The 19,214-nt window shown below is 65.4% G+C and carries 8 protein-coding genes; 5 read left to right on the forward strand and 3 right to left on the reverse strand.

Annotated features, from left to right (window positions below; translation table 11 throughout):
- The first annotated feature begins 27 nt into the window (after positions 1 to 27).
- Positions 28 to 8,559, forward strand: coding sequence for a glycoside hydrolase family 94 protein (locus KYK29_RS18630; protein ID WP_254692393.1), 8,532 nt, complete (start codon positions 28 to 30; stop codon positions 8,557 to 8,559).
- Entirely contained in the window at positions 8,556 to 9,716 is a 1,161-nt protein-coding gene (locus KYK29_RS18635) for an OpgC family protein (RefSeq protein WP_254692394.1), read from the forward strand. Before KYK29_RS18630 ends, KYK29_RS18635 begins: the two co-directional genes overlap by 4 nt.
- Before the next feature lie 22 nt (positions 9,717 to 9,738).
- On the opposite strand, the gene KYK29_RS18640 is transcribed toward KYK29_RS18635, so the two are convergent.
- Entirely contained in the window at positions 9,739 to 11,496 is a 1,758-nt protein-coding gene (locus KYK29_RS18640; protein WP_254692395.1) for a glucan ABC transporter ATP-binding protein/ permease, read from the reverse strand.
- A 245-nt stretch (positions 11,497 to 11,741) separates the two neighbouring features.
- On the opposite strand from KYK29_RS18640, the gene KYK29_RS18645 reads away from it, so the two are divergent.
- From KYK29_RS18645 to KYK29_RS18655, 3 genes are all read left to right on the forward strand, one after another.
- On the forward strand, positions 11,742 to 12,491 hold the full coding sequence (locus KYK29_RS18645) for a LuxR family transcriptional regulator (protein WP_254692396.1): 750 nt from the start codon (positions 11,742 to 11,744) through the stop codon (positions 12,489 to 12,491).
- 114 nt (positions 12,492 to 12,605) lie between these two features.
- Positions 12,606 to 16,061 carry a pyruvate carboxylase gene (gene pyc / locus KYK29_RS18650; RefSeq protein WP_254692397.1) on the forward strand — a complete coding sequence of 1,152 codons (3,456 nt, stop codon included), beginning with the start codon at positions 12,606 to 12,608 and terminating at the stop codon, positions 16,059 to 16,061.
- A gap of 89 nt (positions 16,062 to 16,150) precedes the next feature.
- Positions 16,151 to 16,705 (forward strand): GNAT family N-acetyltransferase, encoded by a 555-nt coding sequence (locus KYK29_RS18655; RefSeq protein WP_254692398.1) that lies wholly within the window; start codon positions 16,151 to 16,153, stop codon positions 16,703 to 16,705.
- 302 nt (positions 16,706 to 17,007) lie between these two features.
- On the opposite strand, the gene KYK29_RS18660 is transcribed toward KYK29_RS18655, so the two are convergent.
- Together KYK29_RS18660 and KYK29_RS18665 are read right to left on the reverse strand one after the other, a co-directional pair.
- Positions 17,008 to 17,763: an NYN domain-containing protein gene (locus KYK29_RS18660; RefSeq protein WP_254692399.1), complete on the reverse strand. Its 756-nt coding sequence runs from the start codon at positions 17,761 to 17,763 to the stop codon at positions 17,008 to 17,010.
- 562 nt (positions 17,764 to 18,325) lie between these two features.
- A complete protein-coding gene (locus KYK29_RS18665) occupies positions 18,326 to 19,201 on the reverse strand; it encodes an MBL fold metallo-hydrolase (RefSeq protein WP_254692400.1) in 876 nt (291 codons plus the stop codon).
- Positions 19,202 to 19,214 lie beyond the last annotated feature (13 nt).

Raw genomic sequence — 19,214 nt, forward strand, 5'->3', positions numbered from 1 at the left:
GTCACCGCCAATCTATGAATCGGGAACATGTCCTCTCAAAATACGCCGAAAATCGCTCCTCGTGACGCCGAGCCCCGCCAGATCGACTACAACGACTCGATCCGTGCGGCCTATCTCTCCCGGGAGGACCTGGCCGATTGCGGCGAGGCGCTGGCGCGTGAGGGCGCCCCGTTCCTTCCCGGCTTCCGCCCCTTCGCCTTCCATGCCCGGCAGAAGGAAAACGAGAAGGAGATTTTCCGCGTCTACCAGGTGACGGCCCGCGATGTGGAGACCGGCGCGCAGATCACGCCCGCTGCCGAATGGCTGCTCGACAACTATTATGTCGTCGAGGAGGCGATCCAGGAGGTCCGGCGCGATTTCCCGCGCCGCTTCTATCGCCAGCTTCCCACCGTTTCCGTGGAAGGCAGGCCCGTTCCGCGCGCCCTGGCGCTCGCCTGGCTCTATGTGGCCCACACCCACAGCAATGTCTCCACCGAGACCCTGACGGCCTTCGTCCAGGGCGTGCAGCAGGTCACCGTGCTGAAGATCGGCGAGCTCTGGGCGCTGCCCTCGCTGATCCGCTTCGTGCTTCTCGAAAACCTGCGCCGCATCGCCAGCCGGGTCGAACGCTCGCGCAAGATGCGCTTCCGGGCAAACGAGGTGGCCGACCAGCTCGTTCGCCTCGACGACCCGGACAAATGCCTGGCCATCCTGCGCGATCTCGGGCCGCTGGTCGACGACAACACTTTCGTCGCCCAGCTCCTCTATCGCCTGCGCGACGGGCTTCAGGCCTCCGGAACGGTCATCCAGTGGCTGGAACGGCGCATCGAAAGCCGCGGCAGCGATCTGGAAGAACTGCTTCTTGTCGAAAACAACCGGCTGTCCTCGGGCAATGCGACGATGAGCAGCCTCATCAAGAGCCTGCGCACCATCGATGACACCGAGTGGCCCGTCTGGGTCGAAAGCGTCAGCCGGCTGGACGAGGCGCTGCGCCGGGATTCGGACTATGCGGATCTCGACTTCGGTTCACGCAACAGATACCGCAGCACGATCGAGCGACTGGCCCGCCGCTCCGGCAAGACGGAGATCGAGGTCACCGAAACGGCGCTCGCCATGACGGCGGAGGATGCCGGCGCCCGTGCGATGGATCCGGACTACGAGGCGAATGTCGGCGCATTCCTCGTCGGCAAGAAGCGCAGGCTGCTCGAAAAGCAGATCGGCTATCGACCCTCCATCGCGCAACATGCCGTGCGCTTCTGCCGCCAGCTCGACTGGATTTCCATCGTCGCACCCAATGTCCTTCTGACGCTGCTGGCGATGATCGCCGTCTATTATTTCCTCCGTCAGCTCGACATACCGAGCGGCGCGCGGCTGATCATGCTCATCCTGTTCGCCCTTCCGGCGTCGGAGGGCGCCACCGGCCTGTTCAACACGCTGGTGACGCTTTTCGTCCCGCCGTCGCGGTTGGTGGGCTACGAGTTCAAGGAGGGCATTCCAGAGGATGCCCGCACGCTCGTCGCGGTGCCCTGCCTCATTTCCAAGCGCGACCATGTCGACGAACTGGTGCGCAACCTCGAGGTCCACTATCTCGCCAATCCGCGTGGCGAGATCTATTTCGCACTCGTCAGCGACTGGGCCGACAGCGCGGAGGAGGAAACCCCCGCCGATCTCGAAGTGCTCGACTACGCCCGGCGCGAGATCGCCGCATTGACCGCCCGTTACGCCTATGATGGCCGCAGCCGCTTCTATCTGCTTCACCGCCGTCGCCAGTACAACCCGTCGGAAGGCGTCTGGATGGGCTGGGAGCGCAAGCGCGGCAAGCTGCATGAATTGAACCTGCTGCTTCGCGGCGATGGCGACACCAGCTTCCTGCCCGGCGCCAACATCGTGCCGCAGGGCGTGAAATACGTGATGACGCTCGATGCCGACACACGCCTGATGCGCGATGCGGTGACGAAGCTCGTCGGCAAGCTGTATCACCCCATAAACCGCCCGGTCATCGACACCGCGAAGGGCGAGGTCACCGCCGGATACAGCATCCTGCAACCGCGCGTGACCCCCTCGCTCACCACCGGCAAGGAAGCCTCCACCTTCCAGCGGATCTTCTCCGCCGATCGCGGCGTCGATCCCTATGTCTTCACCGTATCCGACGTCTACCAGGATCTCGCCGGGGAAGGCACCTTCACCGGCAAGGGGCTCTATCACGTCGACGCCTTCGAAGCGGCCCTGAAGGGGCGGGTGGAGGAGAATACCGTCCTCAGCCACGACCTGCTGGAAGGCTCGCTCGCCCGTTGCGCATTGGTGACGGACGTGGAGCTCGTCGAGGATTTCCCGACCCGCTACGGCGTCGAAACCTCGCGTCAGCACCGCTGGGCGCGCGGCGACTGGCAGCTCCTGCCCTATCTCTTCGGCCCGTCGAGCGGCATTCCCATGCTCGGCCGCTGGAAGATGTACGATAACCTCCGGCGCAGCCTCATTCCCGTCGGCTGGCTCGTCGCCTCGGTCATGGGCTGGTACTACATGGAGCCGCGTCAGGCGCTGATCTGGCAGGTCCTGCTAATCTTCCTGCTTTTCGTGGCGCCGACGCTCTCGCTCATCTCCGGCCTCATGCCGCGGCGCAACGACATCGTCGCCCGGGCCCATGTGCATCGCGTGCTGTCCGACATCCGCGCGGCCAATGCGCAGGTCGCCCTTCGCATCACCTTCATCGCCCATTCCGCGGCGCTGATGACCGACGCCATCATCCGCTCGCTCTACCGCACGACGATCAGCCGCAAGCTGATGCTGGAATGGCGCACCGCCGCCCAGGCCGACAGCGCCTCGCACGGCGGCATCCTGGCGCATTACCGCTCCATGTGGCAGGCGCCGGCGCTGGCGGCGCTCTCGGTGGCTTTGGCCGCCGTCTCCAAGACCGGCCTGCCGTTCATCGGCATCCCCTTCGCCCTCGTCTGGGCGCTGTCGCCCGCCATCGCCTGGTATGTAAGCCAGACGGCCGAAACCGAAGACCAGCTCGTGGTTTCCGACCATGTGGCGGCGGAACTGCGCAAGTTCGCCCGCCGCACCTGGCGTTATTTCGAGACGTTCGTCACCGCCGAACAGCATTTCCTGCCGCCGGACAATTTCCAGGAAACGCCGCAGCCGGTGCTGGCCGAGCGTACCTCGCCGACCAATATCGGGGTCTATCTACTGTCGGTGGTCTCGGCCCGCGATTTCGGCTGGATCAGCTTCGAGGAAACCGTCCGCCGGCTGGAACAGACGGTGAGCACGATCGACGGCATGCCGAAATATCGCGGCCACCTCTACAACTGGTATCGCACCGACACGCTGGAGACGCTCGGCCCCCGTTATGTCTCGGCGGTCGACAGCGGCAATCTCGCCGGCCACCTGATCGCCGTCTCCTCCCTCTGCCGCGAATGGGCGGAAGCGCCCTCGGCCTATCTCCAGGGCAGTCTCGACGGGATCGGCGATGCCGCCGCCATTCTGTCGGAGGCGCTGAAGGAGCTGCCGGACGACCGCAAGACCGTTCGGCCGCTGCGCCGCCTCATCGAGGAACGCATCGTCGGCTTCGCCAATGCGCTGGCCACCGTCAAGCGCGAGCATGAATTCGCCTCGATCCGGGTCATCAACCTCTCGGTGCTGGCGCGCGACATAAACAAGCTCGTCGTCAATCTCGACCACGAGACCAAGTCGCCGCAAAGCGCCGAGGTGGTGCATTGGGCGGCCGGGCTCGTGGCGGTCTGCGAGGCGCATATCGCCGACAGCGTGTTCGATCTCGGAAGCATCGACGCCCTGCGCGACCGGCTCGTCGTGCTGCGCGATCGCACCCGCGACATCGCCTTCTCGATGGATTTCGGCTTCCTGTTCCGGCAGGAGCGGCGACTGCTGTCGATCGGCTACCGCGTCGAGACCAACGAACTGGACGAGGCCTGCTACGACCTGCTCGCCTCGGAAGCGCGCCTGACCAGCCTCTTCGCCATCGCCAAGGGCGATCTGCCGACCGAACATTGGTACAAGCTCGGCCGCCCCATCGTACCGGTCGGCTCGCGCGGCGCGCTGGTCTCCTGGTCGGGCTCGATGTTCGAATATCTGATGCCGCCGCTCGTCATGCAGGAGCGTCAGGGCGGCATCCTCAACCAGACCAACAATCTGGTGGTGAAAGAACAGATGAACCATGGCCGCAGGCTCGGCACCCCCTGGGGGATTTCGGAGGCCGCCTTCAACGCGCGCGACCACGAACTGACCTATCAGTACACCAATTTCGGCGTGCCGACGCTCGGGCTGAAGCGCGGCCTCGGCCAGAACGCCGTCATCGCGCCCTATGCCTCGCTGCTGGCCACGCAATATGCGCCCAAGGCGGCGCTTGCGAACCTGGAGAGGCTGCGCGCCCTCGGCGCTCTCGGCCGCTACGGCTTTCACGACGCGGTCGACTTCACGCCGACCCGCGTGCCGGAAGGCAAGACCTGCGCCGTGGTGATGAACTACATGGCCCACCATCACGGCATGTCGATCGCCGCCGTCGCCAATGTGGTCTTCAACGGCGCGCTGCGCGAGCGCTTCCACGCCGATCCGGTGATCGAGGCGGCGGAGTTGCTGTTGCAGGAAAAAGCCCCGCGCGACATCCCGATCATCAACGCCAAGCGCGAGCCGGAAACGGTGGGCGGCACCCAGGCCGACCTGCTGCGCCCCGAGGTCCGGACGATCGAGGACCCCTTCGGCAAGGACCGCGAGGCCGTCTTCCTCTCCAACGGCCACTACTCCGTGATGCTGACCGCCACGGGTTCCGGTTATTCGCGCTGGAACGGCCAGTCCGTCAGCCGCTGGAAGCCCGATCCCACGGAGGATCGCTGGGGCGCCTTCCTGTTCCTGCGCGACACGCAAAGCGGGCAGTGGTGGTCGGCGACGGCCGAGCCCCGGCGCGCACCCGGCGAGGAGACGAAAGCCCAGTTCGGCGACGACAAGGCCGAGTTCTTCAAGACGGTCGGCACGCTGACGAGCGAGGTCGAATGCATCGTCGCAACCGAGCACGATGCCGAAGGCCGCCGCCTGACGCTGCTCAACACCGGCCAGGAGGACCGCTTCATCGAGGTCACCTCCTATATGGAACCGGTGATCGCGACGGACGACGCCGACAACGCCCATCCGCTCTTTTCCAAGATGTTCATCCGCACGGAGATCGGGCGCAACGGCGACGTCATCCGCGCCGAGCGGAAGAAGCGCCATCCCAACGACCCGGACATGATGATCGCCCACCTGATTGTCGACAACGCCGGCCCGTCGCGGCGCACCGAGGTGGAAACCGACCGGCGGCGCTTCATCGGTCGGGGCCGCACCCTGGCCACCGCCGCCGCCTTCGATCCCGACGCCCGCCTTTCCGGGACGGACGGCTTCACGCTCGATCCGGTAATGGCGTTGCGCCGCGTGGTGCGCGTACCGGCCGGCAAGAAGGTGAAGGTCATCTTCTGGACCGTCGCCGCGCCGAGCCGCGCGGAAGTCGACGCGGCCATCGACCGCTATCGCCATCCCGACAGTTTCAACCATGAGATGATCCACGCCTGGACACGCTCGCAGGTGCATCTGCGCCACATCGGGGTGACCTCGCAGGAAGCCGCGAGCTTCCAGGCGCTGGGGCGCTATCTCGTCTATCCGGATATGCATCTGCGGGCGGAAGCCGGAACGATCCAGAGCGGGCTTGCGCCGCAGTCGGCGCTCTGGCCGCTGTCGATTTCCGGCGACTATCCGATCTATGTGCTGCGCATCAACGACGAGATCGACCTCGATGTCGCCCGGGAGGCGTTGCGCGCGCAGGAATACCTGCGCCATCGCGGCGTGGCGGCCGATCTGGTGATCCTCAACGAACGCGCATCCTCCTATGCGCAGGACATGCAGCACACCCTGGACCAGATGTGCGAGAACCTGCGCCTGCGCGGCCAGGCCGACGGCATGCGCCAGCATATCTTCGCCGTCCGCCGCGACCTGATGGACGTCGCCACCTGGCAGGCGCTGCTCGCCACGGCACGCGCGGTGTTCCATGCCCGCAACGGGTCGCTCGTCGACCAGATCACCCGCACCGTCTCGCTGTTTTCGACGCCGAAGACCGCGAGCGGGGCCGCGGCCGGGGAAAGCCCGCGTGCGTCCACCGTCCCGGCCGCTAGAAACGCGCCTGCGCCGGAACCGGCGGAAATCGACGGACGGGATCTTTCCTTCTGGAACGGTTTCGGCGGCTTCGATGTGGCGCGGCGGGAATATACGATCCGGCTGCGCGGTGGCGAAGCGACCCCGCAACCCTGGATCAACGTCATCGCCAATGCGCATTTCGGCTTCCATGTCTCGGCCGAAGGCGGAAGCTACACCTGGAGCCGCAATTCGCGCGACTATCAGCTGACTGCCTGGCGCAATGACCCGGTGATCGACCGGCCGGGCGAGGCCTTCTATGTGCGCGATCGCGACAGCGGCGCGGTGATGACGCCCTTCGCCGCGCTGTCGCGGAAGAACCACGTGCGTTTCGAGACCCGGCATGGCCTCGGCTATTCCGCATTCCACAGCCGGGAGGACGGCATCGAACTCGATCTCGTCCAGACCGTCGACCCCGAGGAGCCGGTCAAATATTCCCGTCTGACGCTGAAAAATACCGGCGGGACGGAACGACGCCTCTCCGTCTATGCCTATGTCGAATGGGTGCTCGGCAACAATCCGGGCAAATCCGCGCCCTTCGTGCTGACCAGCGAGGACGCCGCGACCGGAGCCCTGTTTGCGACCAACCGCTACAGCCTCGACTTCTCCGGGCGCACCGGCTTTTTTGCCGCCGATACGCCGCTTGCCGGCTTCACGGCGCGGCGCGGCGAATTCATCGGCCATGACGGCGATATCGCGATGCCGTCGGCGGTCGCCGCAGGGCGACGCCTTTCGGGCGCCGCCGACGGCATGGGCGATCCCTGTGCGGCCCTTGCGAGCGAACTGGTGCTGAAGCCGGGCGAGAAACGGGAGATCGTCTTCCTGCTCGGCGACGCCGACAATGCGGATACGGCGCGAAAATCCATCGCCCGCGCCCGCAAGACCGATTTCGACGGCATGATGGCGGGCATTAGCACCGACTGGCGGGAATTCACCGGCACGGTGCAGGTGAAGACGCCGGACGCCGCTTTCGACCGCATGGTCAACGACTGGCTGCCCTATCAGGCGCTTGGCTGCCGCATCCTTGCCCGCTCCGCCTTCTATCAGGCAAGCGGCGCCTTCGGCTTCCGCGACCAGTTGCAAGATACGCTCGCCTTCCTTCTCCACCGGCCGGAACTCGCCCGCCGGCAGATCCTCAACGCCGCAGGCCGCCAGTTTCCGGAAGGCGATGTGCAGCACTGGTGGCTGCCGGACAGCGGCGCGGGCGTGCGTACGATCATTTCCGACGACGTGGTGTGGCTTGCCCATGCGGTGGAGCGTTACTGCCGCGTCACCGGCGACCACCGGATCCTCGATGAGCCGCTGCCCTTTCTCGAAGGACCGCCGCTCGATGAGGGACAGCATGACGCTTTCTTCGCGCCGACGCTTACCGCCGAGCAGGCGCCGCTCTACGAGCATTGCGCCCGCGCGCTCGACCTCGCCGTGAAGCGCACCGGCGAAAACGGCCTGCCGCTGATCCTCGGCGGCGACTGGAACGACGGGATGAACCGGGTGGGCGAGGCCGGACGCGGCACCAGCGTCTGGCTCGGCTGGTTCCTCGCCGCCACGCTGCGGGATTTCATGCCGCTGGCGCGCGAACGGAACGATCATGCCCGCGCCGACGCCTGGGATACGCATCTTGGGCAATTGCGGCAGGCGCTCAAGACCGCGGGCTGGGACGGCGCGTGGTATCGGCGTGGCTATTTCGACGATGGCACGCCGCTCGGCACGGCCGACAGCGCCGAATGCCGCATCGATTCCATCGCGCAGAGCTGGAGCGTGCTGTCCGGCGAAGGCGATGCCGAACGGTCGCGGCAGGCGATGGACGCGGTGCTCGAACACCTCGTCGACCGCGAGAACGGCATCATCCGCCTCTTCACGCCGCCATTTTCCGAAACGCCGCAGGATCCGGGCTATATCAAGGCCTATCCGCCGGGCGTGCGCGAGAACGGCGGCCAATACACCCATGCCGCCACCTGGGTCGTGCTGGCGCTGGCGCGCCAGCGCCGCGCCCGGGAGGCCTGGGACTGCTTCGCGCTTCTCAATCCGATCAACCACGCCCGCAATCCGCAAGAGGCGGAACGCTATCGCGTGGAGCCCTATGTCGTGGCCGCCGACGTCTATGGCGAGGGCGGAAAGACCGGGCGCGGCGGCTGGAGCTGGTACACCGGATCGGCCGGCTGGCTCTATCGCGCCGCCGTCGAGGGCATTCTCGGCATCCGCAAGGAGGGAGAACGACTGTTCGTCGATCCGCTCCTGCCGCCCGGCTGGGACGGCTATGACGCCACGCTGACGCTTGACGGGCGCACCGTCGCCATCAACGTCGCCGGCGGTGCGGACGGCTGCACGGTGACGATCGACGGCATAGCCCTCAAATCTCCCGAAGAGGGCCATAAGCTCGAGGTTCCCACGGAGGCCCCGGACCGATGATGCCGCAGCAAGGACAGACAAGCACCCTACCCCGGCCGCGCGACACGCGCCTTGACGTCTTCAGGGCGCTGGCGCTTCTCACCATCTTCGTCAATCATGTGCCGGGCCAGTATTTCGAACATCTGACGCACAAGAATTTCGGCTTCTCCGATTCGGCCGAGGCGTTCGTCCTGCTGTCTGGCATGGCGGCGGGCCTCGCCTATGGCGCACGCTTCCGGCCCGGCGCCCGGCTGGCGGTGACGCTGCGCATCCTGCGGCGGGCGCTGACGCTCTATATCGCGCATATCATGACGAGCGTGATCACCTTCGCGCTATTTGCCGGGGCGGCGCTCTGGTTCTCCCGTCCGGACCTTCTCTCGGAGATCAACCTGCGTGCCGTGGTGGACCGCACCGACGAGGGCGTCGTCGGCGTCGTGCTGCTCGGCCACCAGTTCGGCTATAACAACATCCTCTCGATGTATACGGCGGTGCTACTGATGCTGCCGGGCTTCCTCTGGCTCTACCAGCGCGGACCCGGCCTTGCCCTTGCCGTCTCCGGTACGCTCTGGCTCTGCGCCGGGATCTGGCGCATCGCGCCGTCCAATTTTCTCGACGACGGCTACTGGTTCCTCAACCCCCTGTCCTGGCAGTTCCTCTTCGTCATCGGTTTTGCCGCCATGGTGCGCGCACGCGGCGCGGGCTTGCCCCGATCGCCGCTCCTGATGACGCTTTCGGCCGGCTATCTCTGCCTGTCGTTCCTGTGGGTGGTCGTTCCGCTCTGGGGCATCGACATATCCTTCGGCCTGCCGCCGGTGCTGACCGGTTTCGACAAGACCTTCCTGTCGGCAAGCCGGCTGCTGCATGTGCTGGCCGCCGCCTATCTGCTGGCGAACATTCCGGCCCTCACCCGCTGGGCGGCGCTGCCGCTTTCCCATCCGCTGGTGGCGGTCGGCCGGCACTCGCTCGCCATCTTCATCTTCGGCACGCTGCTGGCGATGACCGGACAGGTGATGATGTTCATCACGGGACAGCGGCCGATCCTCGGCACGCTCTATGTGGCGGCGGGCCTCGCCCTGCATTTTCTCTACGCCGGCTATCTCGACTGGCACGCACGCGTCGCCGCCAGCAACGCGAAAAGGCAGAACGCATCCGGTCCTGCCCCCGAAACGAAGACCTGAGCGCCGCTGACGGGACTGCCCCTCAGGCGGCGTTCAGGCTCTTGCGGACATCGTCGTCCGTCAGGATGCCGCTTGCCCGCAGCAGTGCGGCGAAACGGCCGTTGCTCTGGCTGAGTTCATCGAAGCTGCCCATTTCGGCGATCTCGCCCTGATCCATGAAGATCACCAGATCCGCCTCGCGAACGGTGGAAAGCCGGTGGGCGATGATGAAGGTGGTGCGATCGCGGCGAAGAGAATCGATCGCCGCCTTCACGCGCGCCTCCGTCTCCACGTCGAGCGCGCTCGTCGCCTCGTCGAGCACGAGAATGGGAGCGTTCTTGAGGATCGCCCGGGCGATCGCGATGCGCTGGCGCTCACCGCCCGAAAGACGGTTTCCGCGCTCGCCGACATGGGTCTCGAAACCGCTCTGGCGCGTGAGGATGAAATCGTTCGCCGCCGCTGCCTCGGCGGCCGCCTCGACTTCCTCGTGCGTGGCGCTTTCGCGGCCGAGGCGGATATTGTCCGAGATCGAGCGGTTGAGCAGGCCCGCGTCCTGGAACACCGTGGCGATGGCCTGACGCAGCGACTTGCGCGTGACGGTGGAGACAGGAGTCCCGTCGATGAGGATCTCGCCGGACTGCGGCTCGTGGACCCGTTGCAGCAGGTTGACAAGCGTCGTCTTGCCGGCGCCGGTCGGACCCACGATGGCGACGGTCTGGCCGGCCTCCACGGTGAAGGAGACGTTGCGCACGCCCTGCGCGGTGTTAGCGAAATCGAAGCATACGTCGCGATACTCGACCCGGCCCTTGACGGGACCGAGTTCGACCGCCCCGGCGGGCTCCTCGCGCTCCTTCACGGCGTCCTCCAGCGTGAAGAAGTCCTCAAGCTTGGCGCGCGCCTCGAAGATCTGCGTGGCGAAGGCCTTCATCTGGTCGAGCCTGCCGATCAGCAGGCCGGCAAAGCCGATGAAGGCGATGACGTCACCGACCCGGATCTCGCCGCGCTGCACGAGCACGGTGCCGATCACCAGGATGGTCATCATCGAAATCGTCGAGGCGATACGGTTGAGGGCGCTGGCCAGCGCCCACCAGTCGAGCACCGGGAACTGGGCGTTGATCAGCCGCTCGGCGAGCTGCTTCAGTTCACGCGTTTCCGCCTCGATACGGTTGTAGCTGTGCACCACCGAAACGTTGCTGATGGAATCGGACACATGCGAGAAAACGGTGTGATAGTGGTTTTCCACCGAGGACTGCCCCTCGCGCGTGCGGTTCATCACCGTCTTGCCGATAACGACATAGAGCGCACCGAGCACCACCAGCACCAGCGACAGACGATAGTCCATGGCGAAGGCCGTGGGCACGAGCAACAGCAACGCGATGGCGGTGGAAAGATGCGTGCGCATGAACTCCAGCCACAGGCCGAACAGCGTTTCGCACGCCCGCAGCAACGTGTGCAGCGCATTGGACGTGCCGCGTTTGCTGTGCCAGGCGAGCGGCATGGAAATGATGCGGCCGAAGGCTTCCGTCAGCAGGGTCGCCCGTCGGCCGTGGGCGAGGCGGTCGGCCTCGCGGGCGACGAGAACGAAAGCGACCGTGTTGAACAGGCCGAAGCCCGCCCACATCAAAAGCATGGGCGTGACGCTGCCGTGGGAGGAGATGGCGTCGATGATCCGCCCGAAAAGGATCGGCTCGGCGATGGTGATCGCCGCCAGAACGATGTTGGCCGCCACCACCAGTCCGACACGCAAGCGATAGACCGACAGATAGCTGAGAGCTCTTGAATAGACCTGAAACAATGACACGATAGAGGCCCTTCCGGCTTCCTGTTGCACGGCTTGAACGGATGCCGCATAGCTGTGTTCCGCTATTAGTGAGCGGAAGGGGCAAAAGTTCTCTCCCGCCCCACAATTTTCGTTACAGTCCTGAAATCTTGCGTGATCCCGCGCTTTCCGGCACACGGGAAGGACGATGCGCACGAATGCGGGCTTTTTCTGGCCGGGGCATCAACTTTAGCGACGTGAAAACGGCTGCCGGGGAGGTCGCGGGCATGGCGGAGGGAACGGTCGATTCGCTACTGCGATTCCTGACGGAAGTCGAGGCCCTTCGTGGACGCGAGGAGACGTCGCGCGTGCTGGACCGGCTGCTGACGGATTGTGGTTTTGCCTATTACCGCCTGATGCGCAGGCAGAAGCCCGCTTCCAATCCGCTGGACCTGCTGCTGGCCGGACGTTCGCCGGAGGGCTGGGACCGGGCCTATGTCGACCGCCGCTACTTCCAGATCGATCCGACGGTGCGCCGCCTCGATCGGATCCAGACAGGCTTTCGCTGGCGCGATGCGCTGCCGGCGTTTCGCGCCAGTCCGCAGCGCCGGCGCATGGAGCGCATGATGGCCGATGCACGCCGGCACGGTCTCGAGGACGGCTACAGCTTCCCGGTGCACGGGCGGCGCGGACTGGTCGGCAGTCTCGCCATCGGGGGCCGGCCCCGCGATCTTTGCGCGCTGGAGATGACGCTGTTCGACGCGGTCGCCAGAAAGCTGTTCTGGAAGATGCTGCACGCCACCGCCCCCGAAGAGGCGGAAAAGCGGCTCGAATGCCCCGACCCGGATCTCACCGTCCGGGAGGTCGAAATTCTGGCGCTTCTGGCCGAAGGATTGACCTCCCGGCAAATCGCCGATCTGCTCGGCATCACCGGTCATACGGTGAACTGGTACATGAACGCCATCCAGCGGAAACTCGGCGCACGCAACCGTCATCACGCCATCGCACTGGCTTTTCGGCGTGGGCTCGTCTCCTGACGTCGTATTTCTTTCACACGGTGGCGACTCCGAAATTGAACTTCGAAAAACGAACCGCTAATAATCTCTTCGCGGGTGCAGCATTTCCCGCTTCAAGTCCTTGAGGAGTTCGACTTGCCCATTTCCAAGATCCTTGTCGCCAACCGGTCCGAAATCGCCATCCGCGTGTTCCGCGCGGCCAATGAACTGGGGCTCAAAACGGTCGCGATCTGGGCGGAGGAGGATAAACTTGCGCTGCATCGGTTCAAGGCGGACGAAAGCTACCGGATCGGCCGGGGGCCGCATCTTCCGCGCGATCTCGGCCCCATCGAAAGCTATCTCTCCATCGACGAGGTGATCCGCGTCGCGAAGCTTTCCGGGGCGGATGCGATCCATCCGGGTTACGGCCTGCTTTCCGAAAGCCCGGAGTTCGTGGAAGCCTGCGACGCCGCCGGCATCATCTTCATCGGCCCGCGGCCGGAAACCATGCGCCAGCTCGGCAACAAGGTCGCCGCGCGCAATCTCGCCATTTCCGTCGGCGTGCCGGTGGTGCCCGCCACCGATCCGCTGCCCGACGACGAGGCGGAAATCCATCGCCTGGCCGAAAGCATCGGCTATCCCGTGATGCTGAAGGCCTCCTGGGGCGGCGGCGGGCGCGGCATGCGCGCCATCCGCGATCCGAAGGACCTGATCCGCGAGGTGACGGAAGCCAGGCGGGAAGCCAAGGCCGCCTTCGGCAAGGACGAGGTCTATCTGGAGAAGCTGCTGGAGCGCGCGCGCCACGTCGAAAGCCAGATCCTCGGCGATACCCACGGCAACGTCGTTCATCTATTCGAGCGCGACTGCTCCATCCAGCGCCGCAACCAGAAGGTCGTCGAGCGGGCGCCCGCCCCCTATCTGTCGGATGCGCAACGCCAGGAAGTCGCCGATTACTCGATCCGGATCGCCAAGGCGACGAACTATATCGGCGCCGGTACGGTCGAGTACCTGATGGACGCCGATACCGGGAAATTCTATTTCATCGAGGTCAATCCGCGCATCCAGGTCGAGCACACCGTCACCGAGGTCGTGACCGGCATCGATATCGTCAAGGCGCAGATCCACATTCTCGACGGCGAGGCGATCGGCACGCCGGAATCGGGCGTTCCGAAGCAGGAGGACATCCACCTCAGCGCCCACGCGCTCCAGTGCCGCATCACCACGGAGGATCCGGAGCAGAACTTCATCCCCGACTATGGCCGCATCACCGGCTATCGTTCGGCCTCCGGCTTCGGCATCCGCCTCGACGGCGGCACGGCCTATCCGGGCGCCGTCATCACGCGGTTCTACGATCCCCTTCTCGTCAAGGTCACCGCCTGGGCGCCGAACCCGCTGGAGGCGATCAGCCGCATGGACCGCGCGCTGCGCGAGTTCCGCATCCGCGGCGTGGCGACCAATCTCACCTTCCTTGAGGAGATCATCCGCCACCCCAGCTTCAAGGACAACAGCTATACGACCCGCTTCATCGACACGACGCCGGAACTCTTCCAGCAGGTGAAGCGGCAGGATCGGGCGACGAAGCTCCTGACCTATCTCGCCGACGTCACCGTCAACGGCCATCCGGAAGCCAGGGGCCGGCCGCGGCCCCCGGCGGATGCCGCCCGGCCCGTCGTGCCCTTCATCGAGGGCGACATCGTCCCCGGCACCAAGCAGAAGCTCGACGAACTCGGGCCGAAGAAATTCGCCGCCTGGCTGCGCGGCGAAAAGCGGGCTTTCATCACCGATACGACCATGCGCGACGCCCACCAGTCGCTGCTGGCCACCCGCATGCGGACCCATGACATCGCCGGCGTCGCCGGCACCTATGCCCGGGCGCTTCCGCAACTCTTCTCGCTCGAATGCTGGGGCGGCGCGACCTTCGACGTCTCCATGCGCTTCCTGACGGAAGATCCCTGGGACCGGCTCGCCCGCATCCGCGAGGACGCGCCGAACCTGCTGCTCCAGATGCTGCTGCGCGGGGCGAACGGCGTCGGCTACAAGAACTATCCCGACAATGTCGTGAAGTATTTCGTCCGTCAGGCGGCGAAGGGCGGCATCGACGTCTTCCGCGTCTTCGACTGCCTCAACTGGGTCGACAACATGCGCGTCTCCATGGACGCCGTCATCGAGGAAGACCGCATCTGCGAGGCGGCGATCTGCTATACCGGCGACATCCTGAACGCGGCCCGGCCGAAATACGACCTGAAATACTACACCGCGCTTGCCGGCGAACTGGAGAAAGCCGGCGCGCATATGATCGCGCTGAAGGACATGGCGGGCCTGCTGAAGCCGGCCGCCGCCCGCGTGCTCTTCAAGGCGCTGCGCGAGGCGACCGACCTGCCGATCCATTTCCACACCCACGACACCTCCGGCATCGCGGCCGCGACCGTTCTGGCGGCCGTCGAATCCGGCGTCGACGTGGTGGATGCGGCGATGGATGCACTTTCCGGCAATACCTCCCAGCCCTGCCTCGGCTCCCTCGTCGAGGCGCTCAAGGGCTCGCAACACGACACCGGCCTCGATCCGGAATCGATCCGCCGGATTTCCTTCTATTGGGAGGCGGTGCGCAACCAGTATGCCGCCTTCGAGAGCGACCTCAAGGGACCGGCGTCGGAAGTCTATCTGCATGAGATGCCGGGCGGCCAGTTCACCAACCTCAAGGAGCAGGCCCGCTCGCTCGGGCTGGAGACCCGCTGGCATCAGGTGGCGCAGGCCTATGCGGACGCCAACCGGATGTTCGGCGACATCGTCAAGGTGACGCCGTCCTCCAAGGTGGTGGGCGACATGGCGCTGATGATGGTCTCCCAGGACCTCACCGTCGCCGACGTCGAGGATCCGGCCAAGGATATCGCCTTTCCGGACTCCGTGGTCTCGATGCTCAGGGGCGATCTCGGCCAGCCCCCGGGCGGCTGGCCGGCGGCCCTCCAGAAGAAGGCGCTGAAGGGCGAGGCGCCCTATATCGCCGTACCGGGATCGCTCCTGCCGGCGGCCGATCTCGATGCGGAGCGCAAGACCATCGAGGACAAGCTGGAGCGCAAGGTCGACGACTTCGAGTTCGCCTCCTACCTGATGTATCCGAAGGTCTTCACCGACTATGCGCTCGCCGCCGACATGTACGGCCCGGTCGGCGTGCTGCCGACGCCGGCCTATTTCTACGGCCTTTCGGCCGGCGAGGAGGTCCAGCCGGAAATCGAGAGGGGCAAGTCGCTCGTCATCCTCTACCAGACGATGAGCGACCCGGACGAGCAGGGCATGGTGAAGGTGTTCTTCGAGCTGAACGGCCAGCCGCGGCTCATCAAGGTCCCCGACCGCAATCGCGCCGCGACCTCCGTCGCCCGGCGCAAGGCGGAGGCGGGCAACCCCGCCCATCTCGGCGCGCCGATGCCGGGCGTCGTCTCGACCGTCGCCGTCGCCGCCGGCCAGTCCGTCAAGGCGGGCGACGTGCTGCTGTCCATCGAGGCGATGAAGATGGAGACGGCGCTGCATGCCGAAAAGGACGGCACGATCGCCGAAGTGCTGGTCAAGGCCGGCGACCAGATCGACGCCAAGGACCTGCTGATCGTTTTCGCCTGAACCGATCGCCGGGAACGGCGCGCGGATACTTGAAAGCCGGCGGTGGATGTGGGAAGGATTTTCATCCCGCATCCATCAGGCCGACACGCATGTCCTTCGCCATCCGAACCGCCGTTCCCGGCGACGTTGCCGCGATCACCGAGATCTATCGCGAATCCGTGTTGAACGGGGTGGCGACCTATGAGACCGAGCCGCCTGCTCTGGAGGAGATGCGCCTTCGCTTCGAAGCGGTCAGCGGCGCGGGCTTTCCCTATATCGTCGCACAGGCGCCGGAAGGCCTCGTGCTCGGCTATGCCTATGTCTCGGCCTTCCGCGACCGGGCGGCCTATCGCTGGCTGGTGGAGGATTCGATCTATCTGGCGCCGGAAGCACGCGGCAAGGGCATCGGCAAGGCGCTTCTCGCCGCATTGATCGATCGTTCGACGCAAGCGGGCTTCCGCCAGATGGTGGCCGTCATCGGCGGCGCGGAACCCGCCTCCGTGGCGCTCCACAGCCGGGCAGGCTTCCAGCACGGCGGCCACATGCCGGCCTCCGGCTTCAAGCATGGCCGCTGGCTCGATACGATCATCATGCAGCGTCCGCTCGGCCCGGGTGACGCCACGCCCCCGTCTCCCGACACCTTTCCAGCCACGCCCCACGACTGAGCACAGGCGACCGGCGGCCGTGTCCCCGGATGCGATCGGTGCGCCGAGAGCCGAAGCATTCCGGCAAGAATGGAACCGGTCAGGCGAGCGGGATGAGGAAAAGCGTGAAACGGTTTTCCGCCCGAATCCTGTTCCCCCTGCCCGGAACCGATCGCGATGCGTTCCGGTCGGGAACCGGCGCGGCCTGCCTCGCGCCCGCCCGCCTCTTCGGCCAACGCCCGGCCCGACGCCGTCGCGCGCCGGTCGACCGGGAAGACAGACAGAACGGAGCCGGCCAGCGGACAGTGCGGGGCGAGCAGAGGCTATACGCCTCCGCCGCCGCTCTTCTTCCTGGCCGGCGCTTTTATCCGTATCCGCAAGGGTTTGCCATCTTTCTGCTCCAGTTCAAAGGCGCCGGCCTTCCTGACGAGGTCGCTGAGTTTCCGGAAGCCGTAGGTGCGCGGGTCGAAGTCCGAGGCCAGATTGGCCAGCTGGGTGCCGACAGCGCCCAGATGAACCCAGCCGTCGTCGCTTTCCATTTGCAGGATCACGCGCTTGATGATCGGCGCGGCGGAGGATGGCGGTTGCAGCGGGGTTGTGGTTCCGGCCGCGCCGTTGCCGCCTGTATCCGCCGCCGGCAGCAGGTTCTCCGTATAGGTGAATCTACGGCATGCCTGCCGGAAGCTCTCGGGCGTCTTCTGCTCGCCGAAGCCGAACACGTCCACCCCCTGTTCGCGGATGCGCGCGGCAAGCCGGGTAAAGTCGCTATCGGAAGACACCAGGCAAAATCCGTCAAAACGGGCGCTGTGAAGGAGATCCATGGCGTCGATGACAAGGGTGATGTCGGACGCGTTCTTGCCGGTCGTATAGGCGAACTGTTGCTGGGGAATGATCGCATGACGCGCAAGAACCTCGGTCCACCCCTTGGACCTCGGGCTCGCGAAGTCGCCGTAGATGCGTCGCACGCTCGCTTCGCCGATCTTGGCGATCTCTTCGAAGAGGCCGTCGACGATCTTGGAGGAGGTATTGTCGGCGTCGATCAGGACGGCCAATCGGGGCGAACGGGGTTCAGTCGGCATTGCGTCAAACCAGTTTCCATTTCCAACGGGCCGCAGTTTCTATCTCCATGGACATCCCGTCAAGCAGCGGCGCACCCTCGACGCGCGAGGCCCGCTGGCGGCTTCGGCTCGAAGGAAGCGGCGGATCGTTCGAGGTCCTTTGCCGGAGCAGTTCAGCGACGCCGAAGCCGGTTTTCCGTCCCGAATCGCACGGGAAACAAAGGAAGAGAATAGTGCGGGTAATCTTCATTTTCGAGAAATGCTCAAGCCTTCATGAGCGAGCAGCCCTGCGGATCTACGGTCCGCCACCCCGTCGCGCGGCAGGACCACGAAACCTTTGTCGCCCTCCAAGCCCTTGACGATTTCCAACGTGAACGTCCCGACCCCTTTCAGCATCCGCCCGGCACGACCCTCGCGGCAAGGCCACGGCCGGCAAAGATCTAGAGAAATTTGGAGAGCGAGAAGCCGCAGCCGGGTGCTGGTGAGGGGGTCGTCAATGGGAAAGCGGCTTCTCTCTCCGCGTTCGGACCCGGAACTGGCTTCTATCCTTGTCCAACCTGAATCGGCAATGCCCAGACATCCATCAGAATGTGACGGATTCGCCGTCCGCCGGTGCGAGGAGCTTGTCGGCAAAGCCTTTGCTGCGGGCGAAGGCGCGAAGCGCGGCGCGGGTCACGGTGCAGTGGTTCACTGCTTCCATATGGGATGCGATGAGGATCGTCTCCGGCGCAGCCTGATGGACCGACAGAACGTCGGCCGTCCCCATGATGATGCCGTCATCGAGACCGACCAGCTTCGCATCGCCGGTGTTCAGGATCGCGATCTCCGGCCTATGGGTGGCGAGGACACCTGCAACGTCATCATTCCAGATCGTGTCGTCAGCCAGATAGACGGTTTTCATGTCAGGATGCTTGAAGACCACGCCGCAGACTTCGCCGAGGAGTGCACCGGCCACCGCATAGGCGGCGTCGGAGCCGTGGCGGCCGCCGGTCTTGATCAGCTGCACCCCGTTGAACTGCGACGTGTCGCCGAGCACCCGGACATCGGTGAAGCCCTGCGAGCGGATGGTTTCGGCGTCGGCGTCGTTCTGCGCAAAGAGCGGCAAATTTCTGGGCACGAGATTGCGTGCCGCTTCATCCCAGTGATCCTCGTGCAGATGGGTGACGATCACCGCATCCACATCCACAATATCCTCGATCGGGAAGGGAAGATGCACCAGCGGGTTGCGCTCCTCGCTGTTCAACGTGCCCTCGAAACCCGGCCAGGCGTGGCGCTCGGCCAGCATCGGATCAACCAGAAAACGTTGCCCGGCATAGTCGACATGCAGGGTGGCGTTGCGGATCTGGGTGATCTTCAGGCCCGATTCTCGCGTGGCGGGAGTCTCCCCGGCGTGGGCGGCAAAAGCGGTGGCGGCGAGCGCTGCACCGGAGAGGGCCAAGAGGTCTCTGCGCGTGGTCATGGTCGGATTCCTT

Origin of the sequence: Shinella daejeonensis (assembly GCF_024281235.1) — a bacterium.
GTDB lineage: Bacteria > Pseudomonadota > Alphaproteobacteria > Rhizobiales > Rhizobiaceae > Shinella > Shinella daejeonensis.